This window comes from Streptomyces sp. HUAS ZL42, from assembly GCF_040782645.1.
In the GTDB taxonomy this organism is placed as follows: Bacteria; Actinomycetota; Actinomycetes; order Streptomycetales; family Streptomycetaceae; genus Streptomyces.
On the sequence record NZ_CP160403.1, the window covers coordinates 6,407,659 to 6,434,573 of the forward strand.

General features: G+C 70.4%; 28 protein-coding genes. 14 read left to right on the forward strand and 14 right to left on the reverse strand.

Annotated features, from left to right (window positions below; translation table 11 throughout):
* Positions 1-76: 76 nt before the first annotated feature.
* The gene (locus ABZO29_RS29285; protein WP_367323158.1) at positions 77-1,105 is read left to right on the forward strand and encodes a DUF916 domain-containing protein; all 1,029 of its coding nucleotides are present in this window, start codon (positions 77-79) and stop codon (positions 1,103-1,105) included.
* Here ABZO29_RS29285 and ABZO29_RS29290 read toward each other — a convergent pair.
* Positions 999-1,337 (reverse strand): P-II family nitrogen regulator, encoded by a 339-nt coding sequence (locus tag ABZO29_RS29290; protein WP_351470799.1) that lies wholly within the window; start codon positions 1,335-1,337, stop codon positions 999-1,001. The genes ABZO29_RS29285 and ABZO29_RS29290 overlap by 107 nt on opposite strands.
* Positions 1,334-2,644, reverse strand: a complete 1,311-nt coding sequence (locus ABZO29_RS29295) for an ammonium transporter (RefSeq protein ID WP_367323159.1) — start codon at positions 2,642-2,644, stop codon at positions 1,334-1,336. Before ABZO29_RS29295 ends, ABZO29_RS29290 begins: the two co-directional genes overlap by 4 nt.
* Before the next feature lie 166 nt (positions 2,645-2,810).
* Between ABZO29_RS29295 and era the strand changes: the two genes are divergently transcribed.
* A complete protein-coding gene (era, locus tag ABZO29_RS29300; RefSeq protein WP_367323160.1) occupies positions 2,811-3,779 on the forward strand; it encodes a GTPase Era in 969 nt (322 codons plus the stop codon).
* A gap of 261 nt (positions 3,780-4,040) precedes the next feature.
* Here the strand turns inward: era and ABZO29_RS29305 are convergent, their stop codons facing one another.
* From ABZO29_RS29305 to ABZO29_RS29320, 4 genes are all read right to left on the reverse strand, one after another.
* The gene (locus ABZO29_RS29305; RefSeq protein WP_367323161.1) at positions 4,041-5,300 is read right to left on the reverse strand and encodes an MFS transporter; all 1,260 of its coding nucleotides are present in this window, start codon (positions 5,298-5,300) and stop codon (positions 4,041-4,043) included.
* Entirely contained in the window at positions 5,297-6,622 is a 1,326-nt protein-coding gene (locus tag ABZO29_RS29310; RefSeq protein WP_367323162.1) for a GH1 family beta-glucosidase, read from the reverse strand. The genes ABZO29_RS29305 and ABZO29_RS29310 overlap by 4 nt, the downstream gene beginning before the upstream one ends.
* Positions 6,623-6,703: 81 nt before the next feature.
* Entirely contained in the window at positions 6,704-6,970 is a 267-nt protein-coding gene (locus tag ABZO29_RS29315; protein WP_367323163.1) for a protealysin inhibitor emfourin, read from the reverse strand.
* A 21-nt stretch (positions 6,971-6,991) separates the two neighbouring features.
* On the reverse strand, positions 6,992-8,062 hold the full coding sequence (locus ABZO29_RS29320; protein WP_367323164.1) for a M4 family metallopeptidase: 1,071 nt from the start codon (positions 8,060-8,062) through the stop codon (positions 6,992-6,994).
* A gap of 330 nt (positions 8,063-8,392) precedes the next feature.
* On the opposite strand from ABZO29_RS29320, the gene leuA reads away from it, so the two are divergent.
* Entirely contained in the window at positions 8,393-10,114 is a 1,722-nt protein-coding gene (gene leuA / locus ABZO29_RS29325; RefSeq protein ID WP_367323165.1) for a 2-isopropylmalate synthase, read from the forward strand.
* Between the two features lie 183 nt (positions 10,115-10,297).
* Positions 10,298-10,993 (forward strand): TerB family tellurite resistance protein, encoded by a 696-nt coding sequence (locus ABZO29_RS29330; protein WP_367323166.1) that lies wholly within the window; start codon positions 10,298-10,300, stop codon positions 10,991-10,993.
* A gap of 19 nt (positions 10,994-11,012) precedes the next feature.
* Here the strand turns inward: ABZO29_RS29330 and ABZO29_RS29335 are convergent, their stop codons facing one another.
* From ABZO29_RS29335 to ABZO29_RS29345, 3 genes are read right to left on the reverse strand one after another with little or no spacing between them, the layout of a single operon-like run.
* On the reverse strand, positions 11,013-11,948 hold the full coding sequence (locus ABZO29_RS29335) for a dihydrodipicolinate synthase family protein (protein WP_367323167.1): 936 nt from the start codon (positions 11,946-11,948) through the stop codon (positions 11,013-11,015).
* A 28-nt stretch (positions 11,949-11,976) separates the two neighbouring features.
* Positions 11,977-12,924 (reverse strand): hypothetical protein, encoded by a 948-nt coding sequence (locus ABZO29_RS29340; protein WP_367323168.1) that lies wholly within the window; start codon positions 12,922-12,924, stop codon positions 11,977-11,979.
* Entirely contained in the window at positions 12,921-13,478 is a 558-nt protein-coding gene (locus tag ABZO29_RS29345) for a SigE family RNA polymerase sigma factor (protein ID WP_367323169.1), read from the reverse strand. Before ABZO29_RS29345 ends, ABZO29_RS29340 begins: the two co-directional genes overlap by 4 nt.
* 79 nt (positions 13,479-13,557) lie before the next feature.
* Here ABZO29_RS29345 and ABZO29_RS29350 point away from each other — a divergent pair, with 79 nt between their 5' ends.
* Entirely contained in the window at positions 13,558-14,016 is a 459-nt protein-coding gene (locus tag ABZO29_RS29350) for a protein phosphatase (protein ID WP_367323170.1), read from the forward strand.
* Positions 14,017-14,028: 12 nt separating this feature from the next.
* On the opposite strand, the gene ABZO29_RS29355 is transcribed toward ABZO29_RS29350, so the two are convergent.
* Positions 14,029-14,523: an N-acetyltransferase family protein gene (locus ABZO29_RS29355; protein ID WP_367323171.1), complete on the reverse strand. Its 495-nt coding sequence runs from the start codon at positions 14,521-14,523 to the stop codon at positions 14,029-14,031.
* A 68-nt stretch (positions 14,524-14,591) separates the two neighbouring features.
* Between ABZO29_RS29355 and ABZO29_RS29360 the strand changes: the two genes are divergently transcribed.
* From ABZO29_RS29360 to ABZO29_RS29400, 9 genes are all read left to right on the forward strand, one after another.
* The gene (locus ABZO29_RS29360; protein WP_367323172.1) at positions 14,592-15,368 is read left to right on the forward strand and encodes an SCO2525 family SAM-dependent methyltransferase; all 777 of its coding nucleotides are present in this window, start codon (positions 14,592-14,594) and stop codon (positions 15,366-15,368) included.
* Positions 15,369-15,412: 44 nt separating this feature from the next.
* Positions 15,413-17,263, forward strand: coding sequence for an SCO2524 family protein (locus ABZO29_RS29365; RefSeq protein WP_367323173.1), 1,851 nt, complete (start codon positions 15,413-15,415; stop codon positions 17,261-17,263).
* A gap of 4 nt (positions 17,264-17,267) precedes the next feature.
* Positions 17,268-18,185 carry an SCO2523 family variant P-loop protein gene (locus ABZO29_RS29370; protein ID WP_367323174.1) on the forward strand — a complete coding sequence of 306 codons (918 nt, stop codon included), beginning with the start codon at positions 17,268-17,270 and terminating at the stop codon, positions 18,183-18,185.
* Positions 18,182-19,162 carry an SCO2522 family protein gene (locus ABZO29_RS29375; RefSeq protein ID WP_367323175.1) on the forward strand — a complete coding sequence of 327 codons (981 nt, stop codon included), beginning with the start codon at positions 18,182-18,184 and terminating at the stop codon, positions 19,160-19,162. The genes ABZO29_RS29370 and ABZO29_RS29375 overlap by 4 nt, the downstream gene beginning before the upstream one ends.
* A gap of 1 nt (position 19,163) precedes the next feature.
* The gene (locus ABZO29_RS29380) at positions 19,164-20,153 is read left to right on the forward strand and encodes an SCO2521 family protein (protein ID WP_367323176.1); all 990 of its coding nucleotides are present in this window, start codon (positions 19,164-19,166) and stop codon (positions 20,151-20,153) included.
* A 37-nt stretch (positions 20,154-20,190) separates the two neighbouring features.
* On the forward strand, positions 20,191-21,189 hold the full coding sequence (locus ABZO29_RS29385; RefSeq protein WP_367323177.1) for a hypothetical protein: 999 nt from the start codon (positions 20,191-20,193) through the stop codon (positions 21,187-21,189).
* A gap of 100 nt (positions 21,190-21,289) precedes the next feature.
* Entirely contained in the window at positions 21,290-21,913 is a 624-nt protein-coding gene (locus ABZO29_RS29390) for a DUF1266 domain-containing protein (protein ID WP_367323178.1), read from the forward strand.
* 26 nt (positions 21,914-21,939) lie between these two features.
* Positions 21,940-22,686: a DNA repair protein RecO gene (gene recO / locus ABZO29_RS29395; RefSeq protein WP_367323179.1), complete on the forward strand. Its 747-nt coding sequence runs from the start codon at positions 21,940-21,942 to the stop codon at positions 22,684-22,686.
* Positions 22,687-22,716: 30 nt separating this feature from the next.
* Positions 22,717-23,556 (forward strand): isoprenyl transferase, encoded by an 840-nt coding sequence (locus ABZO29_RS29400; RefSeq protein WP_367323180.1) that lies wholly within the window; start codon positions 22,717-22,719, stop codon positions 23,554-23,556.
* Positions 23,557-23,681: 125 nt separating this feature from the next.
* Here the strand turns inward: ABZO29_RS29400 and ABZO29_RS29405 are convergent, their stop codons facing one another.
* The 4 genes from ABZO29_RS29405 to ABZO29_RS29420 all read right to left on the reverse strand — a co-directional run bounded on the left by ABZO29_RS29405 (position 23,682) and on the right by ABZO29_RS29420 (position 26,821).
* The gene (locus ABZO29_RS29405; RefSeq protein ID WP_367323181.1) at positions 23,682-24,101 is read right to left on the reverse strand and encodes a Fur family transcriptional regulator; all 420 of its coding nucleotides are present in this window, start codon (positions 24,099-24,101) and stop codon (positions 23,682-23,684) included.
* Positions 24,102-24,162: 61 nt separating this feature from the next.
* The gene (locus ABZO29_RS29410) at positions 24,163-25,065 is read right to left on the reverse strand and encodes a metal ABC transporter permease (RefSeq protein WP_367323182.1); all 903 of its coding nucleotides are present in this window, start codon (positions 25,063-25,065) and stop codon (positions 24,163-24,165) included.
* Entirely contained in the window at positions 25,065-25,832 is a 768-nt protein-coding gene (locus tag ABZO29_RS29415) for a metal ABC transporter ATP-binding protein (protein WP_367323183.1), read from the reverse strand. The genes ABZO29_RS29410 and ABZO29_RS29415 overlap by 1 nt, the downstream gene beginning before the upstream one ends.
* Before the next feature lie 20 nt (positions 25,833-25,852).
* The gene (locus ABZO29_RS29420) at positions 25,853-26,821 is read right to left on the reverse strand and encodes a metal ABC transporter substrate-binding protein (RefSeq protein ID WP_367323184.1); all 969 of its coding nucleotides are present in this window, start codon (positions 26,819-26,821) and stop codon (positions 25,853-25,855) included.
* Positions 26,822-26,915 lie beyond the last annotated feature (94 nt).

Genomic DNA, 26,915 nt, shown 5'->3' on the forward strand with positions numbered 1-26,915 from the left:
TCACCTCACGGCGGCCGGGCGCCCCCGCACCGGGGTCCGCACCCGCCCACCGCCACGCCCTTGGGGGTCCGCACCCATGCGCAAGCTGTACGTCCTCCTCCTGTGCCTGCTCTGCTCGCTGTGCCTGTTCTTCGCACTGCCGACGGTGCCCGCGCAGGCCGCCGACAACGGCAGCTGGTCCGTCTACCCCGCCTCCTCGCAGATCGCCGCGCGCCCGTACTTCTACCTCTCGGCCGACCCCGGTACGACCCTGAAGGACACCGTCGTCGTCGCCAACAAGACCGGGCAGCCGCTCACCTTCCGGCTGTACGCGGCCGACGCCTACAACACCGCCCGCGACGGCGGTTTCGCGGTGCGAACGGTGAAGGAGAGACAACGCGGGGTGGGGGCGTGGGCGAAGCCCGGGCGCTCGCACGTCACCGTCCCCGCGCACGGCACGGTCGCCGTTCCGTTCACGATCCGTGTGCCCGAGGGCGCCGAACCGGGTGACCACCCGGGCGCGTTGGTGGCGCTCGACGAACGCGTCGAGCAGGGCGACGGCTCCCTCGCGCTCGGTGTGCAGCGGGCCGTGGGTGCCCGCGTCTACCTCCGCGTGGGCGGCCCCGCCCTCCCCGCGATCGCCGTCGAGGACGTCCGCGTCACCCACCACCAGCCGCTCGTCCCCGGCCTCGGGGACAGCACGTCGACGATCTCCTACACCCTGCACAACACCGGCAACGTCGTCCTCGACCCGAAGGTGGAGCTGCGCGCACAGGGCCTGTTCGGCCGTACGCTCCTCGCCCGCGACCTGTCGAAGATCCCCTCGGAACTGCTGCCCGGCCAGCGCGTACGCCTCACCGAGCCGTGGCGTGACGCGCCCCAGCTCGACTGGGGCGACGTCACGCTGACCGCGAGCGCGAAGGACACCCGGGAATCGGCGAGCGCGTCGTTCTTCGCGCTGCCGTGGCTGGTGGCGGCGGCGCTGGCCGCCGCCGTGGTGGTGGGGGTCGTCCTGTTCGTCAGAGCGCGTCGGGCCCGCGCTCACCCGTCCGCACCCGTACGACCGTCTCCACCGGCAGCGCCCACACCTTCCCGTCCCCGATCTTCCCCGTCTGCGCGGCCTTGACGATCGCGTCGATGACGGCGTCGGACTCCGCGTCCTCGACGACGACCTCGATACGGACCTTGGGGACGAGGTCGACCTGGTACTCGGCGCCGCGGTACACCTCGGTGTGGCCGCGCTGACGGCCGTACCCGCTGGCCTCGGTCACGGTCAGACCGTGCACGCCGAGCTCCTGGAGCGCCGTCTTGACCTCGTCGAGGCGGTACGGCTTGACGATCGCGGTGATGAGCTTCATGCCTGGGACTTGACCTTCTGGGCGGTGGAGACGGAGGACGAGGTGACCGGGGCGCCGTGGCCCAGGACGCCGTGATCGTATGCGGTCTCGGCGTGCACCGTAAGGTCCAGGCCGGTGTGCTCCTGCTCCTCGCCCGCGCGAAAGCCCATCGCCTTGTCGATCAGCTTGCCGATGCCGTACGTGACGAGGAAGGCGTAGGCCCCCACGGCGACCACGGCCACCAGCTGCTTGCCGAGCTGGGCGAGCCCGCCGCCGTAGAGGAGGCCCTCCGTGCCGCCGGTCATCTCCTCGACGGCGAAGACGCCGATCAGGAGCGTGCCGATGATGCCGCCCACGAGGTGGACGCCGACGACGTCGAGGGAGTCGTCGTAGTTCAGCCTGAACTTCCAGCTCACCGCGTAACTGCAGACGACACCGGCGGCGAGACCGACCACCAGGGCGCCGAGCAGGGAGACCGAGCCGCAGGACGGGGTGATCGCGACCAGGCCGGCGACCGCGCCGGAGGCGGCGCCGAGGGTCGTCGGGTGGCCGTCGCGCTTCTGCTCCACGAAGAGCCAGCCGAGCAGGCCGGTGCAGCCGGCGGCGAGGGTGTTGAGGAAGGCGGCGGCGGCCAGACCGTTGGCGCCCAGCGCCGAACCAGCGTTGAAGCCGAACCAGCCGAACCAGAGCAGGCCGGCGCCCAGCATCACCATGGGGAGGTTGTGCGGACGCATGGCGTCCTTCCTGAAGCCGAGGCGCGGGCCGAGGACCAGGCACAGGGCGAGACCGGAGGCACCGGAGGTGATCTCGACGGGGAGACCGCCCGCGAAGTCGAGGGCGCCGAGGCGGTCCAGGATCCAGCCGCCGGGGCCCCAGACCCAGTGCGTGACGGGAACGTATACGAGCAGGGCCCAGACGGGGACGAAGACGAGCCAGGCGCCGAACTTCGCGCGGTCGGCGATCGCGCCGCTGATCAGGGCGGCCGTGATGATCGCGAAGGTGAGCTGGAAGGTGGCGAAGAGGAGCGTGGGGACGGTGCCCTGGACGCTGTCGGGGCCGAGGCCGTGCATGCCGGCGTGCTTCAGGCCGCCGATGAGCCCGCCGAACGCGTCGTCGCCGAAGGCGAGGGAGTACCCGGCGGCCAGCCACACCACCGTGACCAGGGCGATCGACACGAAGCTCATCATCAGCATGTTGAGGACGCTCTTCGTGCGGACCATGCCGCCGTAGAACAGGGCGAGGCCCGGGGTCATCAACAGGACGAGGGCGGTCGCGGCGAGCAGCCAGGCGGTGTCGCCGGTGTCGACGCTTGCTGCGGCGAGGGTCACGGGGGTCTCCAACGGGGTTGGGGGCTCGTCAGAGGGTCACGGGCGTGCGTTTCCGGTTGCGTACGGCCGTGTTTCCGGGAGGTTTCGTTGCGTGCGGGTTTCCGAAAGCTCACGGGCGGGTGGCCGCTCGGGCTGTTGTGCGGTGGCGCTCTGTGGATCAGGGACAATGGTCGCCATGAGCGTTCGCAGTCAGTCATCCGAGCCGTCGGAATCGCCGGAGGCCGTCCACCGGGCGGGCTTCGCCTGTTTCGTGGGCCGCCCCAACGCGGGCAAGTCCACCCTCACGAACGCTCTCGTCGGGCAGAAGGTGGCGATCACGTCCAACCGGCCGCAGACGACCCGGCACACGGTGCGGGGGATCGTGCACCGGCCGGACGCGCAGCTGATCCTCGTCGACACCCCCGGGCTGCACAAGCCGCGCACGCTGCTCGGCGAGCGCCTGAACGACGTCGTGCGGACCACCTGGGCCGAGGTGGACGTGATCGGTTTCTGCCTGCCCGCCGACCAGAAGATCGGGCCCGGTGACCGCTTCATCGCGAAGGAACTGGCGGGGATCAGGAAGACCCCGAAGGTCGCGATCGTCACGAAGACGGACCTCGTGGACTCCAAGGCACTGGCCGAGCAGCTGATCGCCATCGATCAGCTGGGCAAGGAGCTGGGGTTCGAGTGGGCGGAGATCGTGCCGGTGTCGGCGGTGGGGGACAAGCAGGTGGGGCTGCTGGCCGACCTGCTGGTTCCGCTGCTGCCGGAGGGGCCGGCGCTGTATCCGGAGGGCGACCTCACGGACGAGCCCGAGCAGGTGATGGTGGCCGAGCTGATCCGGGAGGCGGCGCTGGAGGGTGTGCGGGACGAGCTGCCGCACTCCATCGCGGTGGTCGTGGAGGAAATGCTGCCTCGGGAGGACCGGCCTGCGGACCGGCCGCTGCTCGACATCCACGCGAACGTCTACATCGAGCGGCCGAGCCAGAAGGGCATCATCATCGGCCCCAAGGGCAAGCGTCTGAAGGAGGTCGGCATCAAGTCCCGCAAGCACATCGAGGCGCTGCTGGGAACGCCGGTCTTCCTCGACCTCCACGTGAAGGTGGCGAAGGACTGGCAGCGCGACCCGAGGCAGCTGCGCAAGCTGGGCTTCTGACTTTTCTTGCCCACCCGCCCGCCCGACTCGGTGGGCTGAGGGGTCACCGCCCCTGGGGCTCCGCCCCCAGACCCCGGCGGGGCTTCGCCCCTGCACCCCGGGCGGGGCTTCGCCTCGGACCTTGCACGGTCCTGACGCCCGCCCCGGACCCCGGACCGTGGTTCCAGATGGCCTCCACAGAGCGTATCCGCCGCGAACTCGGCTACCGCCCGCTGTACCCCAGTGTCTGGGCGGCCCGGGAGGCCGGAGCGCTGTGGATGCTCAGTCCACCCCCCTGATCCGCCCCACCAGCACCGCCCCCGCCAGTCCGATCACGGCGGCCACCAGGTACAGCACCCGGTAGCCGCCCAGGTGCGTGACGATCGGCGCGGCGAGGGCGGGGGCCGCGACCTGGGGCAGGGCGTTGGCCACGTTGATGACGCCCAGGTCCTTGCCCCGGTCCAGGGCCTTCGGCAGGACGTCCGTCATCAGGGCGAAGTCGACCGAGGTGAACACGCCGAATCCGATGCCCAGGACCGCCGCCGCCGCGATCGCCCCGGGCCAGGTCTGCCAGATCGCCAGCCCCGCCGTCGCCACCGCCATCAACACGCCCGACCAGATCACGAAGGGCTTGCGGCGGCCCAGGCGGTCCGACCAGACGCCTCCGACCACGACGGTCGCCAGCAACGTCACCCCGTTGACCGCCGTCAGGATCAGCACGCCCTCGTCGGGGTCGGCGTAGTGCAGGCGGTCGCGGAGGTAGTACAGGAGGTACAGCAGCACCAGCGCGTTGCTCAGGTTGATCAGGAAGCGGGTCAGCCACGCCCAGCCCAGGTCCGGGTATCTGCGCGGGCTCAGCCAGAAGCCCGCCAGGAAGCCCCGCCAGGACCAGGGCGGGCGGTCGGCTGCCGACAGCCTCAGGTCCTCGTAGCGCAGCACGTACGGCAGCACACCCACCACCGTGAACACCGCGCACGCCACATAACCGGCCCCGATCCCGCCCGCCGCCGTCGCCAGCCCCGTCCCGCCGACCACGCCCAGGATCTGTGCCGCCCCCAACCAGCCGCCCACCGAGCCCCGCTGGAGCCGCGGCACCCGGTCCGGGACCGCCGCCGTCACCGCCGCGAACGCCGCGTTCAGGGTCAGCTGCACCAGGCACCAGCCCAGCGCCATGGTCCACACCCCGCCCGCGCCGGCGAGCAGCAGCAGCGACAGTGCCCCGCCCGCGGCTCCGGCCACGATCCACGGCGTACGGCGGCCCCGCTGGGACGTCGTACGGTCCGACAGCGCGCCGAAGAGCGGATTCGCCGCCAGCGACACCACCGCGCCGGCACCCGTCACCCACGCCAGCATGGTCTCCTTCGACATGCCGGAGCCGGGCGCGAAGTCCTTGGCCTGGGAGGCGAGCAGGATCTGCAGCGGGCCGTACCAGCCCACCCAGATCGCCCCGTTGGCGAGGGACAGGGCCGACGTCCAGCCCCGGCCCACCCGCTCGACGGGCTCGGTCAGGGCGGTGGCCGGGACGCGGTCCGCCGTCGTCATCTCTGCGCCCGCAGGACGTCCCGCAGCCAGCCGTAGGACGCCTTCGGGGTCCGGGTCAGCGTCTCGTAGTCGACGTGGACCAGGCCGAACCGCCGCTCGTACCCCTCCGCCCACTCGAAGTTGTCCAGCAGCGACCACACGAAGTACCCGCGGACGTCCACCCCCGCCTCCACCGCCCGGTGCAGCGCCCGGAGGTGACCGTCCAGGTAGGCGATCCGGTCCTGGTCGTCGGTCCCCTCGTAGCTGCAGCCGTTCTCGGTGATGACGACCGGCGGGAGCCGGTCGCCGTAGCGCTCGCGGAAGCCGGTGAGCAGTTCCGTGAGGCCCTCGGGGACCACGGGCCAGCCGAAGTCCGTCACCGGGACACCCTCGATCTCCCGTACCGAGAAGGGAAGTTCGGCCGGGATCGTCAGACCGCCGAACTCGATGTCCGTGCCCTGCGGTGCGCCCACCCGGGTCGGCGCGTAGTAGTTGACGCCGTACCAGTCGAGGGGCTCCGCGATCACCTTCAGGTCGGACTCGAGGTCGTCGGACGGCATCAACTCACCCAGTCCGTCGGGGTACTGGCCCAGCAGCAGCGGGTCGGAGAACAGGCGGTTCAGCAGCAGGTCGTAGAAGTCCGCCGCCTCGACGTCCGCCTGTTCCTGCGACGCCGGCCAGGTCGGGCCGTGGGAGTTGGCGATCCCGATGTCACCCGCCCCGGCCGCGCGCAGGGCCCGTACCGCGAGGCCGTGGGCCAGCAACTGGTGGTGGGCCACCGGGAGTGCGTCGAAGAGCAGCTGCCTGCCGGGGGCGTGGGCGCCCAGCGCGTGGCCAAGGAGCGTGTGTTCGGCGGGCTCGTTGAGCGTGATCCACTTCTTCACCCGGTCGCCGAGCCGCTCGGCGACCACCGTCACGTACTCCGCGAACCGTGCCGCCGTGTCCCGCTCCAGCCAGTCCAGGGTGACCGGCAGGTCCCAGTGGAAGAGGGTGGGGACCGGCCGTACGCCCGCCGCGCACAGCTCGTCCACCAGGCGGTCGTAGAAGTCCAGGCCGCCGGGTGAGTTCACCCTGGGCCAGGAGATCGAGAAGCGGTACGCGTCCACGCCCAGGCCGGCCAGGAGCGCCACGTCCTCGCGGTAGCGGTGGTAGTGGTCGCAGGCCACCGCCGCCGTGGAGCCGTCCTTCACCCGTCCCGGCTCGGCCGTGAAGGCGTCCCACACGGAGGGTTCGCGCTGGTCGGCCGCCCCCTCGATCTGGTGGGCCGACGTCGAGACGCCCCACAGGAAGCCGGCCGGGAACCGGGGTATCGGATCCGTTGTGATCCGCGCATCGTTCGCCATGCGCGGATCATCCGTACCGGTGGTAACAGAAGTCAACGCCCGGGAGTGAAGTGCGGGTTACGCCGCTTTCCGCACAGCCGGCTACGCCCCTTCCTTCAGGACCTTCGAGATCAGCTTCCGCTGCTCCTCCGTCAGCCGGGGATCGGCCGCGTAGACCGTCTTCCCGTCCACGGTGATCTCGTAGCCGAAGCCGTCCGGAACCCCGATCGGGGGCGTGCCCCGGCCGGCGGCGAGAGCCTTCTCGGCCAGGGCGTGCCACTCGGGGGCATCGGGCCGCCCCGAGGTGTCCACCTCGGCGTGCCGCTCGATGCCCGCGAATCCGCCCGTGCGCCTCACTTCAATACGCATGGGTCTGTGTCTAGTACGGAACTACAGAATCCGCACCCCGACCTGCTCCCACGCCTTCTCCACGGCCTGCAGCTCCTCGCCGCCGTCGCCGTAGCGCTCGCGCGCGGCCTCGACGGTGAGCTTGGCGAAGTCCGTGAAGAACGCCCGCTCCTTGAGCCGGCCGCCGGTCAGGACGTCGTACCAGATCTGACCCGCCTTCTCCCAGGCGTAGCCGCCGAGCGCGGTGGCGGCCAGGAAGAAGGCGTGGTTGGGGATGCCGGAGTTGATGTGGACGCCGCCGTTGTCGCGGCCGGTGCGGACGTAGTCGTCCATCGTCGCGGGCTGCGGGTCCTTGCCGAGCACGTCGTCGTCGTACGCGCTGCCCGGTTCCTTCATGGAGCGCAGGGCCTTGCCGGTGACGCTCGGGGCGAGCAGGCCCGCGCCGATCAGCCAGTCGGCCTCGGCGGCGGTCTGGCCGAGCGTGTACTGCTTGATGAGCGAGCCGAAGACGTCCGACATCGACTCGTTCAGGGCGCCGGGCTGGCCGTAGTAGGTGAGGTTGGCCGTGTGCTGGGTGACGCCGTGGGTCAGTTCGTGGCCGATGACGTCGATCGGGATGGTGAAGTCGAGGAAGATCTCGCCGTCGCCGTCGCCGAACACCATCTGCTCGCCGTTCCAGAAGGCGTTGTTGTAGTTCTCGTCGAAGTGGACCGTGGCGTCGAGGGGCAGGCCGTCGCCGTCGATGGAGTGGCGCTGGTAGGCCTTGAGATAGAGGTCGAAGGTGGCGCCGAGGCCGGAGTAGGCGCGGTTGACCGTGGCGTCCTGGCCCGGGTCCTCGCCCTCGCCGCGGACCCTGGTGCCGGGCAGGTCGGTCCCGTGCCCGGCGTCGTAGATCGTCCGCAGCGGCTGGTTCGACGGTGCCTTCGCCGTCGGCGCGGCCGCGAGGCCGAACTCGGTGGTGACGCGGCGCCTGCCGCGCAGCTCGCTGTCGCGCATCAGGGTGCGCTGGGCGGGACCGGAGAGTGCGGGGTCGTCGTGCCGGGCCAGCTGGTCGAGGACATGTGGCGGCACGACGGTGCAGAAGACGGGCTCGAAGCCCCCGTTCGTCGTCATGCCCGGCACCCTTGCACTGAGTCATGATGCTGTCACTACTCGCAACCATGATTGGTGAAATGTGCCGACAACGGGCCTCACGGTCCGTAGCGAAGTGGTATGGCGCACTTTTTGTCCCATTCGCTCCTTCTTGGCGAGGTGATCCCGCATACTGATACAGCCCCCCGCGACCAGAACGACTCGGCTAGGCTGCGCAGCATCATGCGTTTCGGGCTGCTTCTCCTTAGCTGCCGCGGCGAGGGCCTGTAGTCGAGGCCGACCCCCTCCCCGCGGAGCTTGGCGTTGCGTCGTCGGCCGTCCTTCCGGACATCCTGAGGAGCCCCGAGCATCATGGCGAACCGCCAGCAGCCCAGTTCCATGCCGATCCACAAGTACGGCCGGTACGAGCAGGTCGACATCCCGGACCGCACCTGGCCGAACAATCGGATCACCGTCGCCCCCCGCTGGCTCTCCACCGACCTGCGTGACGGTAACCAGGCCCTGATCGACCCCATGTCGCCCGCGCGCAAGCGCGCGATGTTCGACCTGCTGGTCAAGATGGGCTACAAGGAGATCGAGATCGGCTTCCCGGCCTCCGGCCAGACCGACTTCGACTTCGTGCGCTCGATCATCGAGGAAGAGGGCGCGATCCCGGACGACGTGACGATCTCCGTACTGACCCAGGCCCGCGAGGACCTGATCGAGCGGACCGTCGAGTCCCTGAAGGGCGCCAGGCGCGCGAACGTCCACCTCTACAACGCCACCGCCCCGGTCTTCCGCCGGGTCGTCTTCCGCGGCTCCAAGGACGACATCAAGCAGATCGCCGTGGACGGCACGCGGCTGGTCATGGAGTACGCGGAGAAGCTGCTGGGCCCCGAGACCGAGTTCGGCTACCAGTACAGCCCCGAGATCTTCACCGACACCGAGCTGGACTTCGCGCTGGAGGTCTGCGAAGGCGTCATGGACGTCTGGCAGCCCGGCCCGGACCGCGAGATCATCCTCAACCTGCCCGCCACCGTGGAGCGTTCGACGCCCTCCACGCACGCGGACCGCTTCGAGTGGATGGGCCGCAACCTCTCCCGCCGCGAGTACGTCTGCCTGTCGATCCACCCCCACAACGACCGCGGTACGGCCGTCGCGGCGGCCGAGCTGGCGCTGATGGCCGGCGCCGACCGCGTCGAGGGCTGTCTGTTCGGACAGGGCGAGCGCACCGGCAACGTCGACCTGGTCACCCTGGGCATGAACCTGTTCTCCCAGGGCGTCGACCCGCAGATCGACTTCTCCGACATCGACGAGATCCGTCGTACGTGGGAGTACTGCAACCAGATGGAGGTCCACCCGCGCCACCCGTACGTGGGCGACCTGGTCTACACGTCCTTCTCCGGCTCCCACCAGGACGCCATCAAGAAGGGCTTCGACGCGATGGAGGCCGACGCGGCCGCCAAGGGCGTCACCGTCGACGACATCGAGTGGGCGGTCCCCTACCTGCCGATCGACCCCAAGGACGTCGGCCGCTCCTACGAGGCGGTCATCCGCGTCAACTCGCAGTCCGGCAAGGGCGGTGTGGCGTACGTCCTGAAGAACGAGCACAAGCTGGACCTGCCGCGCCGGATGCAGATCGAGTTCTCGAAGATCATCCAGGCGAAGACGGACGCCGACGGCGGCGAGGTGACCCCGAGCGACATCTGGGCGATCTTCCAGGACGAGTACCTGCCGAACCCGGACAACCGCTGGGGCCGCATCCAGGTCAGGACGGGCCAGTCGACGACCGACACGGACGGCGTGGACACCCTGACCGTCGAGGCGACCGTCGACGGCGAGGACACGGTCCTCTCCGGCACCGGCAACGGTCCGATCTCGGCCTTCTTCGACGCCCTGCAGTCCATCGGCATCGACGTACGCCTGCTGGACTACCAGGAGCACACGATGAGCGAGGGCGCCTCCGCGCAGGCCGCCTCCTACATCGAATGCGCGATCGACGACAAGATCCTGTGGGGTATCGGCATCGACGCGAACACGACGCGTGCGTCGCTGAAGGCGGTCGTGTCGGCGGTGAACCGCGCGGCCCGCTGACGCCGCTGACGTGGGAAGTCGGGGCCCCGACCGCTGTATACGGCGGTCGGGGCCCCGTCGTATACCGGCCATCCGCGCATGGAGGTCACGGAAAGGTCTCGTCCTGGGTACTGACTCCACCTCGCCGATGTGGCTAACATCACGCAAGCGCGGCGATGTTGCCGCGGCCTACGGAGGTGCGACGTGCTGCCAGGACGGGGACGAGACGGCCGTGCTGCCCGGCGTGCGCGCATCCTGGGCACCCGTACCGCGTGGACGCCCGTCGGGGACGGTGAGTTCTTCTGCCCCGGCTGCGGAGGCGACCGCAACTACCAGCGCCTGGCGGGCCGCCGCCGCTTCGCTCTTTTCGGCGTTCCGGTCCTGCCGCGAGGCGAGAGCGGACCGGTCGTCGAGTGCGCCGCCTGCCGCCGCCACTTCGGCACGGACGTCCTCGACCACCCCACGACCACCCGCTTCTCCGCGATGCTCCGCGACGCCGTGCACACCGTCGCCCTCGCCGTCCTGGCCGCGGGCGGCACGTGCGCCCGTGCGTCCCTGGAGACCGCCGCCGACACGGTCCGCGCGGCCGGCTTCGACGACTGCACGGTGGAAGGTCTGGACGCCCTCGTGGAGGCCCTGGCCGCGGACACCGGCCGCGTCTTCGGCGAACCCTGCGGCCCCGGCCTGGCCATAGAGCTCCACGAGGCCCTGGACCCGCTCGCCCCGCACCTCGCCCCCGTGGGCCGCGAATCGATCCTCCTCCAGGGCGCCCGCATCGCCCTGGCCGACGGCCCCTACACCCCCGCGGAACGCGAGGCCCTCACCACGGTGGGCGCCGCCCTGACGATCTGCGCGGACGATGTGACGCGGTTGCTGGAGGCGGCGCGCACGCCGTCCTGAGGGGGGGCGGAGCCCGCGGTTACAGCAAGCCCGCTGAGACCAGGTGCCAGCCCACCCGTTCCACCTCATCCGGCGACAGCGGCACTTGTGGTTCCGCCGTCGCCGGGCAGGCGATCACTCCCCGTAGGTGCAGCGCGGTCTTGAAGGCGCCCAGGGCCGAGGAGCTTGCGCCCATGCGGGCCGGGTCCCCGGCGCGGACCATGCCGTACAGGGCGCACAGCCGTTCCTGTTCGGCGCGGGCCCCTTCCCGGTCGCCCGCGCGGCAGAGGGCGTCGAGGCGGACGTAGCCGTGCGGGTCGACGTTGGCGAGGCCCGGTACCGCTCCGTCCGCGCCGAGTGCCAGCGCCGAGTCGACGGTCAGTTCGGAGCCGGTCAGGACGCTGAAGCCGGTGATGCCTGGGTGGGCGCGGACGCCCATGACGACCTCGCGGAAGCCGGCGAGGTCGCCGCTGGAGTCCTTCAGGCCGGCCAGGACGCCGTCCGCGGCCAGTTCCAGTACGAGGGCGGAGGGGAGTTTCGTGTGGACGGAGACCGGGATGTCGTACGCCACCACCGGGACCGGGCTCGCCGCGGCGACCAGGCGGTAGTGGCGGGCGATCTCCGACGGGTGGGTGCGCGTGTAGAACGGCGCCGTGACGACCACGGCGTCCGCCCCCGCCGCCGTGACCGACGCGACATGGTCCAGGACCCGGGGCGTCGTCATGTCGATCGCCCCGGCCAGCACCGGAAGCCGGCCGCCCACATGTGCCGTGACCGACTCGGCCACCAGCCTCCGCTGCCGGTCCGTCAGATACGCCGCCTCCGACGACGAGCCCAGCACGAACAGCCCGTGCACCCCACCGGCGACGAGATGATCGACGAGCCTGAGCAGCGAGGGGACGTCCACCTCGCGGTCCGGTGTCAGGGGGGTGCAGACGGGCGGGACGACACCGGTCAGCGGCGCGGGGACGGTCATGACGACCAGTGTCCCGCCTGCTCTCCTCTCAGGGCAGCGTCTTCATGTACGTCTTGTCCGTGTCGGAGTCGTACACCAGCTTGCCTCCCGCGTCGTAGCCCTTGATGTGCGGGGACTGGGTCGCCTCCTGGTTCAGGATGCCGGCGGCGACGAACCAGCCGTGGTCCAGGACGGCCTCGGAGGTCTGCCCGCCGTAGGAGACGGTCACCTTGGTCACGGACGGGTCGACCGTGCCGATGTCACCCCAGCGGAAGGGAACCTTCCAGTTGCCCTTGTCCATCACGGACTGCGAGTACAGCTTCAGCGCGTTGATGTCGGGCCGCACGAGCCCCGCGTCCGGTGAGCCGTCGTCGCCCCCGCTGGTGTTGAGCCCGGCTGCCTCGGCGTCCTTGATGGTGCAGATCACCCTGGTCGTCGTGGGCTGCTCCCTCACCGCGACGACGAAGTAGCCGTCGCCGGGGGCGTTGCGGTTCCCCGTGGCCTTCATCGCCAGCAGGATCCGGTAGTCGGAGGCCTTGCCCAGGTCGTTGAGGGGGCTGATCACCTTGCCGTTCTGGTCCTTCACGACACGGTCCTGGTCGTAGGCGATGCACTTCTCCAGCCCCGACGCCGCCTCCTCGAAGGTGACCCCGTCCAGCAACTGCCCCTCCGTGGCCGGCCGCGCGGGCCCCGACGGCGTCGCGGCCGGCGTCGGCGTCGTCGCCCGTGTCGCGCTGACGGAGGGCGTGGGCGAAGCCGTGTCCGCCCCCCGCCCGCCACCGCCCAGCGCATACGCCCCCGCGGGCACCACCGCCAGCGTCACCAGCGCCGCGCCGGCCACCGCCACGCGCCGCCGCCGCTCGGCCACGCCCCGCCGCCGGATCACGGGATACGGCGCCGGCGACGGCCGGATGGCGTACGCGTCCTCGGCGAGCAGCTCACGCACCTGCTCCTCGAGGTCCCGCTCGCTCTCCAGCTGTTCCTGGTCCTCGCTCACCTGCCGCCTCCCTGCCCGGACTGCCCCGCCGACGTCCGGCTGCGCCCGGGCCCGTCCATGGCCCGTCCCAGCCCCGGATACACACGCAACTTCGCCAGTCCCTTGGACGCCTGGCTCTTGACCGTGCCGGGCGAGCAGCCGAGCACCTCGGCGACCTCGGCCTCGGACAGGTCCTCCCAATAGCGCATCACCACAACCGCCCGCTGTTTCGGCGGCAGTTCGGCGAGCGCGGCGAGCAGGGAGCCGCGCTCCTCGACCCGCCCCACGGCCTCGTCGCGCCGCGCGACCTCCGGCGGGGCGGCCGTCAGCGCCTCCTTGACCCGCCGCTTGCGGAACCGGTCGCTGTTGCAGCTCACCAGCATCCGCCGGACGTACGCCTCGGGGTTGTCGGCGCGCGCGACGCGCCGCCACGACCGGTACGCCTTCGCCAGCGCGGTCTGCGTCAGGTCCTCCGCGTGGTGTGCGTCGCCCGTCAGCAGATACGCGGTCCGTACGAGATGGGACCACCGCGCTCTGACGAAATCCTGGAACTGGGCCTCTAGTTCGGCCTGCATCAGCACCCTCCTCGCCCAGCAGACCACCGGGCGGGCGGTTTCGGTTGCCCGGGCCGGGCGAGAGGTCTGGAATGGGCCCATGGAGAACGAGACGCGGTGGGACCCGACGGCCGCCGGTGTCCTGCGCCTGCCCTCCGGCCGCCTGGTCCGGGGCCGCGCCCTGCGCCGGCCCCTCGACCCGACGGCGCCCACCCCGTCGTACGGCGTCTACCTTCTCGGCGGTCCGCCGCCGGACGTCCCCTGGGAGTCCCGCTGGATCCGCTGGCCCGACTTCCGCCTCCCGGCGGATCGCGATTCGGCCCGTATGGCGCTGGCTCAGGCGTGGGAGCGGGCGGCCGGCGAACGCGTGGAGATCGCGTGCGGCGGCGGCCGGGGGCGTACGGGGACGGCACTGGCGTGTCTGGCGGTCCTGGACGGCGTACCGGCGGGGGAGGCGGTGGACTTCGTACGCCGCAACTACGAGCGGCACGCGGTGGAGACGCCGTGGCAGCGGCGGTATGTACGGCGGTTCGGCTGCGGGCGACGAGCGGTGCCGTGACCACCCCACCGCTCACAACTTCAGCGACATGATGGTCCGGTCCTCGCCGGGCCCGAAGTAGTCCCTGCGCACGCCTTCTTCGGGCAGGAACCCCAGATGGCGGTACAGCATGATCGCCGCGGTGTTCGTCGGTTGCACGGCCAGGCGGGCCTCGTGGACGCCTTCCTGGCGCAGCCGCCCCAGCGCTTCGCTCATCAGCCGTCGGCCCAGCCGACGGCCGCGTCGGTGCGGGGCGACGGCCAGGCTCAGGCACCAACTCACGGAGAGGTTCGCGCTGGTGGCGAACAGGACGTAGCCCAGCAGGCTGTCGCCCTCTCGCAGGACGAGCAGATGGTCGCCGTGCGCGTCGAAGTGCTGACGCAGGACGAAGTAGGGGTACGGGCTGAACTCGAAGACCTCGTTGTCGAGACGGTGGAGTTCCGGCAGATCGTCCTCGCGGGCCGGGCGGATCTCCGGCTTGTGCTCGCGCACCGAGGGGATGTCCAGGTTGTGGCCAAGATCGGGCATTAGACCAGAATTGCCCGCTGGGGCAGGCGAGTTCAAGTCGGAAAATTCCGATCTTGGTACTGTGAGGCATGCATCTGGGATCACCCGGGAACCTGCCGCAACTGAACGCGGAAGCCCCCTGGGACGCTTTCGACCCACTGGTCTACGTCGATCACAACTACAAGAGCATGATCCAAGAGGACCGGGAGATCATTTCGATCGTCCGCGGCCACTTCGGTGATCACTTCCGTGCCAACCCGGACCGCCCGGCCCGGGGGATCGACGTCGGGGCCGGAGCCAATCTCTACCCCGCCTTCGCGATGCTGCCCTGGTGCGACGAGATCACGCTGCTCGACCGGGCGGGCCGGAATGTTCACTACCTCGAGCGACAGCAGGACGGATACGACCAGAGCTGGGACGCGTTCTGGGACCTGCTCTGTGAGGACGAGGCGTACGCCGCGCTTACGGGCAACCCGAGAGACAGGTTCGCCGAGGCCACACGGGTCGAGAAGGGAGATCTCTTCGCTCTCAGCGGCCGGCCGGAACACTGGTCGCTCGGGACCATGTTCTTCGTTGCCGAATCCCTGTCGACCAGCCACGAGGAGTTCTGGCAGGCCGTCGAGTGTTTCCTGCTGGCGCTCACGCCGGGTGCGCCGTTCGCGGCCGCGTTCATGGAGCACTCCGAGGGATACTTCGTCGGGGACACGCACTTTCCCGCATGCGACGTCGGCGAGCCTGAGATCCGGTCCGCGATCGAGGTCTATGCCGAGAGGCTCAGCATGTTCACGGTCGGGCAGCCCGACGCGGTGCGCCCCGGTTATACGTCCATGATCGTGGCTTGCGGCTTCCGTGGCGGGGGTAATTAAAGACAGGCTCCGACAGGGGTATGCGATCTGTGAGGGGGCACGGGGTGCAGATCAAGCCACGCCAGCATCTGCTGGACATCTGGCAGGCCATGGCCCACCACTCCTTCCACGACGGAGAGTGGGTCTGGGGCGAGTGGGGCGGAGAGAGCAGCGTCGCGGACGCGGAGCGGCTCCTCTGCCTGCTGTATCCGGCCACCGAGATCCCGGCGTTCCGGCTGGACGACCCGGACACCACGCAGGAGGACGTCCAGCAGGCCCTGAGGAGGGCCGGTGGGCGGCTGGACGTCCCGGCCAACCTCGTCACCGCCGCGGCCCAGTTCATGCGCACCCATACGGACGACGACAAGAGCCCCTCCTTCGCCGGGGGTTACTACTTCCGGTCCGAGGACAAGGCCAAGGAGCTCACCGAGGAACAACGCAGGCTCGGCGTGACCGATTCGTTCTCCATGTCGATCACCCTCTGCCTGGCCACCCTCGGCTTCCTCAAGGTCTACGAGACCAGGACCAGGCGCAGCGACATCAGGGAGACGATCGCGGAACTGCGCTCGGCCACCAGCAACCGGCTCACCGCCGCGATGGTGAGCCTGCTGCGCTCCTTCACCGTCAACGTCTTCGACACAGACTCCTCCCAGGGCCGTACCCTCACCGAACTCCTCGACCGGGGACGCCTGTCGCAACGGCAGGTGCTCAACACGTTCCAGAACCGCTTCCGGCCGCTGCGCGCCGCGCTCGTGGAGAGCCTGTTCCTAGGTATCGACATCCAGGAAGGGCTCAGGGACGAGAACGGGCTCTTCGACTGCGGCTGGGCGTGGAGCCTGGTGAAGGACGCCCCCGAGATCGACACCGACGAACCCATCGGTGCGCAGCCCGAGGGCGTCGCCGACCCGGCACCGCACCTGTACTTCACCGTCGTCGCCCTCGACGGCATCCAGGACCTGTTCTCCGACCGCACCCTCACCCTTGGCCTGCTCAACACCGAACAGCAGAAGCTCGCCGAGGCGCTCAGGCTGCGCTGGGAGCTGACCCAGCAGTACTGGTCCGGCATCGCCCGCTTCCACGCCGACCGCTGGCCCCTGGAGGACATCCCCTGGCGTACGACGGGACAGAAACTGGAGTCCGAGTACTTCTCTCTGTCCGTCGCCGCCATCCTCGTACACGACCTGATGCGCCGCCGCGCCACCGACGACGACCTGACCCGCACCGTCAGCGTCATGGAGCGGCTCGCCGAACGCGGCCGCATCACCAGCCGGATGACGCGCGACGACCCCTTGGTCCACCAGCTGCACAACGTGGGCGTCGCCCTGCCGTTGCAGGGCAGCGAGCGGGCGGGCCCGCCCATGACGTGGTCCATGAACGACTTCTCGGCGCAGTTGCTGAAGCGGACCATCCAGTTATGCGCGCTGTCGCGCAACCTCGCCTCGCACGACAGGCTGCTCAGACTCGCCGAGGACACCTTCGACCACCTGTGGCGACGCCGCATCCCGGACGGCGAGGGTGTCGGCCTGTGGGACAACGTCCACGCCGCCTATCCCGAGGCGGACATAGAGGAACGGCAGGTCCCGGTGTCGTGGAGCATCACCGAGCGGGTCACCGAGGTGATGGTCCAGGCCCACCAGATGTACCGGCAGCCACCGATCCGCAGCCTTGAACTCACCGAACTGGCCAGGGCGTTGATCAGCGAGTCAGACCATCTCCTCGGCAACGAACAGATGGAACCCGCGCCCATGGACGACGGTCGGCACGGGATGGAGCTCAGGAACATGGAGGTCAAGCTGCGCCGCGCCCGCAGCCTCGTGGACGAACAGCCGGGTACGGCCTACGCGTTGACGCTCGAGGTGCTGGGACAGCTCGACACGCTCGCCCGAGCGCGCGAAGCCGCGGACCGGGGAGTGTGACACCGTGCTGATCTTCGCCGCCTCCGACAAGGGCGGCGCGGGCCGCTCCGTCACCAGCGCCAACCTTGCCTATCACCGGGCGCTTGCCGGGGACGGCGTCTGCTACCTGGACTTCGACTTCGGCTCGCCCACCGCGTCGGACGTCTTCGGCATACCGGACGCGCCGAAGGAGGCAGAGGGACGCGGTCTGCACTCCTACCTCAACGGCGAGACGAGCGAACCGATGCGTGTCGACGTCTGGGCGCGCACCGAGCACTTCGTGCTGCGCGACAAGCCGGACCGCTCCGGACGGCTGGTTCTGCTGCCCGGCGACCGCAGCGGCGGCGAGTTCGTCACCGACGAGGAGAACCTGCACCGCTGCGTGGACCTGATCCTCCGGCTCAAACGTGAATTCGACGTGATCGTGGTCGACCTGAGCGCCGGCCGCAGCTACGCCATGGACCTGGCGCTGGCGGCCACCGCACAGCACGAGCTGCGGCGCATCAAGGCTCGCTGGCTGATCTACCACCGCTGGACGCGGCAGCACGTCATGGCCGCCGCCGAGCTCGTCAGCGGAAAGCAGGGCATCGTCAGCGCCGGAGAGGAGATGGGCCACGACCGGGACGCGCTCATCGGCGCCATCCGCTTCGTCCGGGCCGCCGTACCCGCCCTCGAATCACCCCTGTGGTCCCAGCTGCCGCCCGCCCAGTCCGCCTGGATGCGCCAGTACAACGAACGGCTCGAGAGCATCGCGGCCGACCTGGGCATCGGCCGCAGCCGGGTCCTGGGGTCCGTGCCGCTGGAGCCCGTGCTCCAGCTGAGGGAACAGCTCATCACCGACCACGACGTCCTCGACAGCCGTATCGCCAACATCGAGACCTGGCAGGCGATGGGCGACCTCGCGGACAAGCTGGGCGACGACAAGTACTGGGGGCCGTTGTGAGCACAGCAGGGGCCGTCTTCAGGGAGACCAGCGCCCAGCCGCGCACGGAGGCCGTGCCGTACTCCCATCTCTCCCTGGAACTCGGGCACTTGTACATGGAGGACTTCGCCGAGGGCCCCGACCGGCTGCGCGCGCACTTCACCGCCGTACGGCCCTGGCTCCAGGCCGCCCGCGCCGCCGTTCCGGGCCTGCCCGAGGGCAAACGGCCCCGGATCAGCACCTGCTTCCTCATCGACGACTACTTCAGCCGCCTCGCCGGACCCGCCGAACTGATACCGCCCCTGCTGGAGGAGGCCGAGGCGGCCGGGCTGACGATCGACTACCTGGCCCGGGAGTCCGGCTGCGCCGCCACCGAACCCGGCAGGCCGGACCGGGGGCTCGCCGAGTCCGTGTTCGGCCGTCTGGTCGAGTCCCCGCCGCCCGGCAGCACCGGCTTCCGCCCGCCCGTCAGCCGCACCGGCTGGCTCACCAACGGCCGCCGCGCACCGGCCCGGCGCAACTCGGCGGCACTGAACTCCAGGGGAACCTGGCAGCCCCCCAGCGAGACCGGGGCGCGCGGGCACTCCATCTTCGTCGACGTCGAACTGTGGGACGAGCGCACCGACCGGCGCACCTGGTCCTGCGCCTTCCTGGCCGCCGTCTGGCAGCTGGCCCGCCTCGGTCTGCTCCGCGACAACGGCGAGGCGGTCCTCACCCCAACCCCCTGGGACGCGTCGGCCTTCCCGAAGGACTGGGACGCCCTGCCGCACCTGCTGCGGCTCAACCCCCGCGCGGCACCCTTCAGCGCGTACTACACCTGCAGCGTCCTGCCGGCCAGGTTCCTGCCCGTGGAGCACGCCGTGCGCATCGTCCTCGAGCAGACCCATGTGCACGAGGAGGCGCTCCAGCAGGTCGCGAACCGGGCGGAGGGCGAGCAGGTCGCGCTCCCCACGGGCGTCGTGGAGCGTACGTCCTACGTGTTCCCGCCGGGACTGTGACATGAGCGCCCCGGGGGAGACGACACGCCCGGTCCTGGCCTGCGGCGAGGTGCGCACCTGCCTGCTGCCCACCCGGGACGCGGTGAGCGAACGGGACGCCGAGAGCCTGCTGCGGCTGCGCGCCGACGAACCCGTCCGCCTGTCCCGGCGTCCCAACCCCTACGCCCTCTCGCCCGACGTCCTCACGGGCGTCGACTGCCGGCTGCCCACCGCCAACCGGGCCAAGGTCCGCGCGGTCGGTACGGTCGCCGCCCGCGCGTCCCTCACCGAGGGCCGGATACTCCAGGCGACGGCGTACTTCCGCGCACCGGGCGCCGGGCCCGACCGACGGCAGCCGTGGGGCTACTACCTGGTGCGCCCCGGCGTCCTGGTCCCCGTGGGCAGGCTGGACGAACAGGCCGTCGCACAGGGCTTTCTGGCCGAGCCCCGGCAGGGGATGCAGGAGATCGTGCCGGACGAACTGGATGCCGGATCCGTCGCCGAGGGCCTCCTCGCCCGGATCTCCCGCCATCGGCTCCTCGACCACGACGCCCCGATCACCTCTCCCACCACCAGCCTGCGCTGGGCCGCGCTGACCGCGCCCGACGCCGAGCGGCCGGTCCTGGAGCGCTTCACCGTCGCCGAAAGCGGGCTGCGGCTGGTGCGGTTGCGGCTGCCGGACGGCATCCCGGCCGGCGCCGTGGCCCGGCTCTGCGAGGACCTCGCCCTGCACGACTGGCTCTTGACGACCGTCGTGCACATGCTGGACAACAGCCGGCTCGGCGCGGCGGACGGGCCCTCGGCGGTCCTGGCGCTGCGTCCGGCCGTCGACCATCTGCTGCACCTGTGGATGCCGCACGCGCACGTGGACGACTCGCTGGTCCACCTGTGGGAAGAGCTGGAACGCAGGCCGGGTTTCACCCGCCAGTGGCAGAGCATGGTCCAGCGCATCCGCGACCAACTGGCGCTTCAGGCGATTCCTTTGCTGCACGAGGCGCTGTTTCCGCGCTGACCCAGTAGCCCCAACGATTCCGGCGGAAGAGGCAGGCATGGACGGAGAGCCGGGAACCCCCGGTCGGCCGACGGGCGGACTGCACATACCCCCGGTCGTTCTGAAGATCCTGATCACGGTGGCCGTGGGGACGGTCACGTATGTGATCACCAACCTGATCGACCAGTCTCAGGAGGAACTGTGGCAACTCGCCCTGGCCGTCGTCATCGGCGGTGCGACGCTGATCGTCCAGTACATGGTCGACTTCGAACGGCGCCTGGACTCGGTGGAGACCGGTCAGCGACGGAGTGGGCGTGACCTGCGGGAGAACCTGACCACGCACCACCATGAGATGACGGAACTGGTGGACCGGGGCTTCCGGCAGGTCGGCGAGGTGACGGAGCTGTTCAGCAGGCTGGACGCCTCGGGGATGCAGTCCCGCGAAGTCGCGCGGCTGGCCAGGAGTGCCGCGCAGATCGGTCTGCAAGGCCAGGACATCTTGCAGGAGTTCGTACGGGCCGAGATCGCACGGCTGGCCTCGATGGTGACGGCGCTGACTTCGAGGAGTGCCGACTGGCCGGGCGAGAACAACGACCTGGTCATTGCTCTCACCCAGTGCGTCCGCCAGAGCATCGACGCCACCAGCAGCTTCGTCGACCTGCCCTTCTGGGAGACCGCAACCGCGAAGTACTACCTGGACGTGCAGCGCGAGGCGATCCAGCAGCACGGCGTGAAGGTCAGGCGCTTGTTCATCGTGAAGGACCCCGAGGAACTCGACCCGAACCTGGACAAGATCCTCGAGCAGCAAAGGGACGCGGGCATCGAGGCCGGGGTGGTGGTCCTGTCCGAGCTGCCGTCCCACATCAGGGTGGGCGAGACGCTCGACGTCGTCATCTTCGACGGAGAGCTGTACTTCGAGATCACCACGGATGTGCAGCAGCTCAATCCCAACGCCAAACTGGATGCCCATGAGGAGAAGGTCGCCCGGCGCAAGGCACGGTTCGACAGTCTCTGGGAGGAACGCCGGGAGGGCCCGACGGGACTGCGCGGACGCTGATGGGGAGCGGGCGGCCGGCAGGGCGGCAACCGCGTACGCCGACGCACGCAGGCGGGGCGAAGTTCCCCGACGCGGGGGCGGGGACGTAAGGTGCGGCCGCATGGGCTTGTGGAGATGGAGGAAGAACGGGCCGAAGGCGATCCGCCGCTACCCCGTGCCGCTCACCATGCACCAGCTGTGGATGGTGTCACTGTGCGCGCCGGTCAGCCGGGACCGGAGCGCCTCGCGTACGACCCTGTACCCGTTCACGCGGATCGACGACGACGGTGCGCGGCGCTGGCTGGCCGACCAGTGGGAGATCACCTCCCGTGAGCAGCTGGCGGACCGGCTCGACGACCTCGCGGTCCGCGGCTACCGGTCGCGGGCGTACCAGCTCACCGGCGTCGCCCCGCTCGCCTGGGACGCCGCCCTGTACGTCGACATCTCCCGCCGGGGCTTCGCCTGCGGGCTCCTCAGCGAGGCCGACGCCTGGACCGCGCTGAAGAACATCGTGCCGACGGTGGTGCGTACGTACGCCTCCTGGCGGGAGTACGCCGATCACTATCTGCTGGGGCGGCAGGTGTGGCGGGACGGTCTGCAGGGCCGTGCCGACGCCACGGACCTTCCGGCGCCCCAGGCCGCCGCCGATGCCCACCTCCGCTCCCTCCTCGACCCCGCGAACCGCTCCAGCCCCTGGAACCTGGCCCCCTGGGACACCATCAGTCACCCCGACCGCGCACGCTGACTCCGGGCGTACGGGAGAATGGCCCCATGAGTCTGTTCCGCGACGACGGCATCGTGCTGCGCACCCAGAAGCTGGGCGAGGCGGACCGGATCATCACGCTGCTCACGCGTGGGCACGGGCGGGTGCGGGCCGTGGCGCGGGGGGTGCGGCGGACGAAGTCGAAGTTCGGGGCGCGGCTCGAGCCGTTCTCGCACGTCGACGTGCAGTTCTTCGCGCGGGGGAGCGAGCTCGTCGGCCGCGGGCTGCCCCTGTGCACACAGAGCGAGACCATCGCCCCGTACGGCGGCGGCATCGTCACCGACTACGCCCGGTACACCGCCGGGACGGCCATGCTGGAGACCGCCGAGCGGTTCACCGACCACGAGGGCGAGCCGGCGGTGCAGCAGTATCTGCTGCTCGTCGGGGCGCTGCGCACCCTCGCCCGTGGTGAGCACGCGCCGCATCTCGTGCTCGACGCCTTCCTGCTGCGTTCCCTCGCCGTCAACGGGTACGCGCCCAGCTTCAGCGACTGCGCGAAGTGCGGCATGGCCGGGCCGAACCGGTTCTTCTCGGTGGCCTCCGGGGGGTCGGTCTGCGTCGACTGCCGGGTGCCCGGCAGCGTCGTACCCTCGCCGCGGACCCTGGAACTCCTCGGCGCGCTGCTTACGGGAGACTGGGAGACCGCGGACGCGTGCGAGCCGCGGTACGTCCGGGAGGGGAGCGGGCTGGTGTCCGCCTACCTGCACTGGCATCTGGAGCGCGGGCTGCGCTCGCTTCGGTACGTGGAAAAGTAAGCGGAAAAGAAACAGGGAGACGAGAAGCACATGGTCGTACGCGGGATCCTGGGGCGCCAGCGCCGCGAGTACAGGGCGCCGGAGCCCCACCCGTCCGGCGCCCGCGCGCCGAAGCTCCCCGGCGAGCTGGTCCCCAACCATGTGGCGATCGTCATGGACGGGAACGGTCGCTGGGCGAAGCAGCGCGGGCTGCCCCGCACCGAGGGGCACAAGGTCGGCGCCGAGCGCGTCCTCGACGTACTGCAGGGCGCGGTCGAGATCGGCGTCGGCAGCATCTCGCTGTACGCCTTCTCCACCGAGAACTGGAAGCGTTCGCCCGACGAGGTGCGCTTCCTGATGAACTTCAACCGCGACTTCATCCGCAAGACGCGTGACACGCTCGACGAGCTCGGCGTCCGGGTGCGCTGGGTGGGCCGTATGCCCAAGCTGTGGAAGTCGGTCGCCAAGGAGCTCCAGGTCGCCCAGGAGCAGACGAAGGGCAACGACCGGCTGACCCTCTACTTCTGCATGAACTACGGCGGCCGCGCGGAGATCGCCGACGCGGCGCAGGCCCTCGCGGAGGACGTGAAGGCGGGGCGCCTCGACCCGTCCAAGGTCAACGAGAAGACCCTGCAGAGGTACATGTACTACCCGGACATGCCGGACGTGGACCTGTTCCTGCGGCCGAGCGGCGAGCAGCGCACGTCCAACTACCTGATCTGGCAGAGCGCGTACGCCGAGATGGTCTTCCAGGACGTGCTGTGGCCGGACTTCGACCGGCGTGATCTGTGGCGGGCCTGCGTGGAGTTCGCTTCACGGGACCGGCGGTTCGGCGGGGCCATTCCGAACGAGGAGCTGCTGGCGATGGAGGGCAGGCAGGGCGAGGCCTGAAGCGCCGGGCCCGGAGATCGCAGCCCGTCCGGCCTTTGAGGACGAGGCCCGTTCAGGGCCGAAGCAGGGGGCTGGGGGCGGCAGCCCCAGGGACGGTCACCCCGGCCCACCCGCACGAACCCGGCTCAACCGCCGGAGGCCGCCGCGCACTCCGCGCACGTGCCGAAGATCTCCACCGTGTGCGCCACGTTGACGTACCCGTGCTCCGCCGCGATGGCGTCGGCCCACTTCTCCACCGCCGGGCCCTCCACCTCCACCGCCTTGCCGCAGACCCGGCAGACGAGGTGGTGGTGGTGCTCTCCGCTGGAGCAGCGGCGGTAGACGGACTCGCCGTCGGAGGTGCGCAGGACGTCGACCTCGCCCGCGTCGGCGAGGGACTGCAGCGTGCGGTACACCGTGGTCAGGCCGACCGAGTCGCCCTTGTGCTTGAGCATGTCGTGGAGTTCCTGCGCGCTGCGGAACTCGTCGACCTCGTCGAGGGCCGCCGCCACGGCGGCCCGCTGCCGGGTCGCGCGGCCCTTCACGGGCGGTCCAGCCGTCGTCACCGGTTGCCTCCTCACACGTCTGCACCTGCCGGGCCATTGTGCCAGCCCGGCCTGTAAGCGGTCAGACGCCGATCTTCCCGTCGGTCCCCCTGCTGGCCGGAATCGCACACTCCGCGGGGTCTCCCGCAGGCTGCGCGGCCGCCAGCGCACGGGCGCGGCGCCGGGCCAGCGGGGCCGCCAGTGCCGTCAGCGCGATGAAGGCGGCGATCGTCAGCAGCACGATCGTCGCGCCGGGCGGCACGTCCTGGTAGTACGACGTGACGGTGCCGCCGATCGTCACGGTCACGCCGATCGCCACGGCAATGGCGAAGGTCGCCGCGAAACTGCGGCTCAGCTGCTGCGCCGCCGCCACGGGAACGACCATCAGGGCCGACACCAGCAGCAGTCCGACCACCCGCATCGCGACCGTCACGGTCACCGCGGCCGTGACGGCCGTCAGCAGGTTGAGAGCGCGGACCGGCAGGCCCGTCACCCGCGCGAACTCCTCGTCCTGGCTGACCGCGAACAGCTGGCGGCGCAGGCCCAGGGTGACCAGGACGACGAAGGACGCGAGCAGGCAGATCGCCGTGACGTCCGACTCCGACACCGTCGACAGCGACCCGAAGAGGTACGACGTCAGGTTCGCGTTCGAGCCGCCCGGCGCGAGGTTGATGAACATCACGCCGCCGGCCATACCGCCGTAGAAGAGCATCGCGAGGGCGATGTCGCCGCGGGTCCTGCCGTACCAGCGGATCAGCTCCATCAGCACGGCGCCGAGGACGGAGACCGCCGTCGCCATCCACACGGGGGAGGCGGACAGCAGGAAGCCCAGGCCGACGCCGGTCATCGCCACATGGCCGATGCCGTCGCCCATCAGGGCCTGGCGGCGCTGGACGAGGTAGATGCCGACGGCCGGGGCGGTGATGCCGACGAGGACGGCTGCGAGCAGCGCCCGCTGCATGAAGGCGTAGTCGAGGAAGTCCATCAGCTCAGCAGTCCCGTGCGGATCGGTTCGGCGCCCGCCGGAGCGTGCGGGTGCACGTGGTCGTGGCCGGGCAGCGCGTGCTGGCCGACGGCCTGCGGGGGCGGGCCGTCGTGCAGCACACAGCCGTCGCGCAGGACGACCGCCCGGTCGATGAGGGGCTCGAGGGGGCCCAGTTCGTGCAGGACCAGCAGGACGGTGGCGCCCTGGGACACCTGCTCGCGCAGGGTCGCCGCCAGCACGTCCTGGCTGGCCAGGTCGACGCCCGCCATCGGCTCGTCCATGATCAGCAGCTCGGGTTCGGCGGCCAGGGCGCGGGCGATCAGGACGCGCTGGTGCTGGCCGCCGGACAGGGCGTTCACCGAGTCCTTGGCGCGGTCCGCCATGCCGACGAGCTCCAGGGCACGCCGTACGGCCTCGTGGTCGGCCTTGCGGAAGACGCCGAAGCGGGCGCGGGCGAGGCGGCCCGAGGAGACGATCTCGGTCACCGTGGCGGGCACGCCGCCAGCGGCGGTCGTGCGCTGCGGCACGTACCCCACGCGCGCCCAGTCGCGGAAGCGGCGCCGGTCCGTCCCGAACAGCTCGATCTCACCGGTGGTCGCCGGCACCTGTCCGATGATGCTGCGGACGGCCGTGGACTTGCCGGAGCCGTTCGCGCCGAGCAGCGCGACGACCTCACCGCGGTGCACGGTGAGGTCGATGCCGCGCAGGACGGGGCGCGAGCCCAGCTCGGCGGTCACGCCGCGCAGTGATATGACGGGCTCGCCCATGGCGTCGTCCTCCGTAACGATCATTTGGTTCCCAGGGCCGTCTGCAGCGCCTTGAGGTTGGACTCCATGACCGAGAAATAGTCCTTGCCCCGGGACTTCTCCGTGATGCCCTCGATCGGGTCGAGGACGTCCGTCCTGAGGTTGGTGTCCTTGGCGATGGTCTTCGCGGTCTTGTCGCTGACGAGCGTCTCGTAGAACACGGTCGTGACGCCGTCGGCCTTGGCCATCTTCTCAAGATCCTTCACGCGTGCGGCGCTGGGCTCCGATTCCGGGTCGAGGCCGTTGATGGCCTCCTCGGTGAGGCCGTAGCGCTCGGCGAGGTAGCCGAAGGCGGCGTGCGTGGTGATGAAGACCTTGGACTTCGTGTCCGCCAGCCCGTCCTTGTACCGGGTGTTGAGCTTGTCGAGCTTGGCGACCAGGGCCGCGGTGTTCTTCTTGTAGTCGGCCGCGTGGTCGGGGTCCGCCTTCTCGAAGGCGGCGCCGACGCCCTTGGCGACCTCGGCGTACTTCACCGGGTCGAGCCAGATGTGGGGGTCCTGGCCGCCCTCCTCCTCGCCGTGTTCGTCGTCGTGCTCGGCCGCGTGGCCGCCGACCTCGTTGCCGTGCTCCTCGAGGGAGGTGAGTGTGGCGGCGTCGATCTTCGTCTTGACCCCGGACTGGCTGACGGCGTCGTCGACGGAGGGCTGGAGGTTCTTGAGGTACAGGACCGCGTCGGACTCGTCGAGCTGCGCCCGCTGCTGGGCGCTGATCTCCAGGTCGTGCGGCTCCTGGCCGGGCTCGGTGAGGCTGGTGACCTGCACATGGCCGCCGCCGATCTGCTCGGCGAGGAAGGCCATCGGGTAGAACGACGCAACGACGTCGAACTTGTCCGTGTTGCCGGCGGCCGCGCTCGCACCGGAGCAGGCGGAGAGGGTGCCGATGCCGAGAGCGGTGGCCGCGGTGACCGCTGCCGCGGATATGAGGTGTCGTCCGTGTCGCCGTACGTTCATGACAGTCATTTTCAACAAATCTGGAAATGGTTGTCAACAGCGCTTGTGGGAGGCCTTCGGGCGGCTTGTGGGCGGAACCGATTTGATTGAGGGG

Bases quoted from the DNA above. Each gene is read 5' to 3' on its own strand.
- ABZO29_RS29335 (WP_367323167.1), bottom strand. From the start codon at position 11,948: ATGACCGTCCCCGCGCCGCTGACCGGTGTCGTCCCGCCCGTCTGCACC.
- ABZO29_RS29355 (WP_367323171.1), bottom strand. From the start codon at position 14,523: ATGCCCGATCTTGGCCACAACCTGGACATCCCCTCGGTGCGCGAGCAC.
- ABZO29_RS29380 (WP_367323176.1), top strand. From the start codon at position 19,164: ATGAGCGCCCCGGGGGAGACGACACGCCCGGTCCTGGCCTGCGGCGAG.
- ABZO29_RS29360 (WP_367323172.1), top strand. From the start codon at position 14,592: ATGCATCTGGGATCACCCGGGAACCTGCCGCAACTGAACGCGGAAGCC.
- ABZO29_RS29390 (WP_367323178.1), top strand. From the start codon at position 21,290: ATGGGCTTGTGGAGATGGAGGAAGAACGGGCCGAAGGCGATCCGCCGC.
- ABZO29_RS29350 (WP_367323170.1), top strand. From the start codon at position 13,558: ATGGAGAACGAGACGCGGTGGGACCCGACGGCCGCCGGTGTCCTGCGC.
- ABZO29_RS29345 (WP_367323169.1), bottom strand. From the start codon at position 13,478: ATGCAGGCCGAACTAGAGGCCCAGTTCCAGGATTTCGTCAGAGCGCGG.
- ABZO29_RS29310 (WP_367323162.1), bottom strand. From the start codon at position 6,622: ATGGCGAACGATGCGCGGATCACAACGGATCCGATACCCCGGTTCCCG.
- ABZO29_RS29415 (WP_367323183.1), bottom strand. From the start codon at position 25,832: ATGGGCGAGCCCGTCATATCACTGCGCGGCGTGACCGCCGAGCTGGGC.
- ABZO29_RS29420 (WP_367323184.1), bottom strand. From the start codon at position 26,821: ATGAACGTACGGCGACACGGACGACACCTCATATCCGCGGCAGCGGTC.
- era (WP_367323160.1), top strand. From the start codon at position 2,811: ATGGTCGCCATGAGCGTTCGCAGTCAGTCATCCGAGCCGTCGGAATCG.
- leuA (WP_367323165.1), top strand. From the start codon at position 8,393: ATGGCGAACCGCCAGCAGCCCAGTTCCATGCCGATCCACAAGTACGGC.
- ABZO29_RS29385 (WP_367323177.1), top strand. From the start codon at position 20,191: ATGGACGGAGAGCCGGGAACCCCCGGTCGGCCGACGGGCGGACTGCAC.
- ABZO29_RS29285 (WP_367323158.1), top strand. From the start codon at position 77: ATGCGCAAGCTGTACGTCCTCCTCCTGTGCCTGCTCTGCTCGCTGTGC.
- ABZO29_RS29290 (WP_351470799.1), bottom strand. From the start codon at position 1,337: ATGAAGCTCATCACCGCGATCGTCAAGCCGTACCGCCTCGACGAGGTC.
- ABZO29_RS29320 (WP_367323164.1), bottom strand. From the start codon at position 8,062: ATGACGACGAACGGGGGCTTCGAGCCCGTCTTCTGCACCGTCGTGCCG.
- ABZO29_RS29410 (WP_367323182.1), bottom strand. From the start codon at position 25,065: ATGGACTTCCTCGACTACGCCTTCATGCAGCGGGCGCTGCTCGCAGCC.
- ABZO29_RS29315 (WP_367323163.1), bottom strand. From the start codon at position 6,970: ATGCGTATTGAAGTGAGGCGCACGGGCGGATTCGCGGGCATCGAGCGG.
- ABZO29_RS29305 (WP_367323161.1), bottom strand. From the start codon at position 5,300: ATGACGACGGCGGACCGCGTCCCGGCCACCGCCCTGACCGAGCCCGTC.
- recO (WP_367323179.1), top strand. From the start codon at position 21,940: ATGAGTCTGTTCCGCGACGACGGCATCGTGCTGCGCACCCAGAAGCTG.
- ABZO29_RS29400 (WP_367323180.1), top strand. From the start codon at position 22,717: ATGGTCGTACGCGGGATCCTGGGGCGCCAGCGCCGCGAGTACAGGGCG.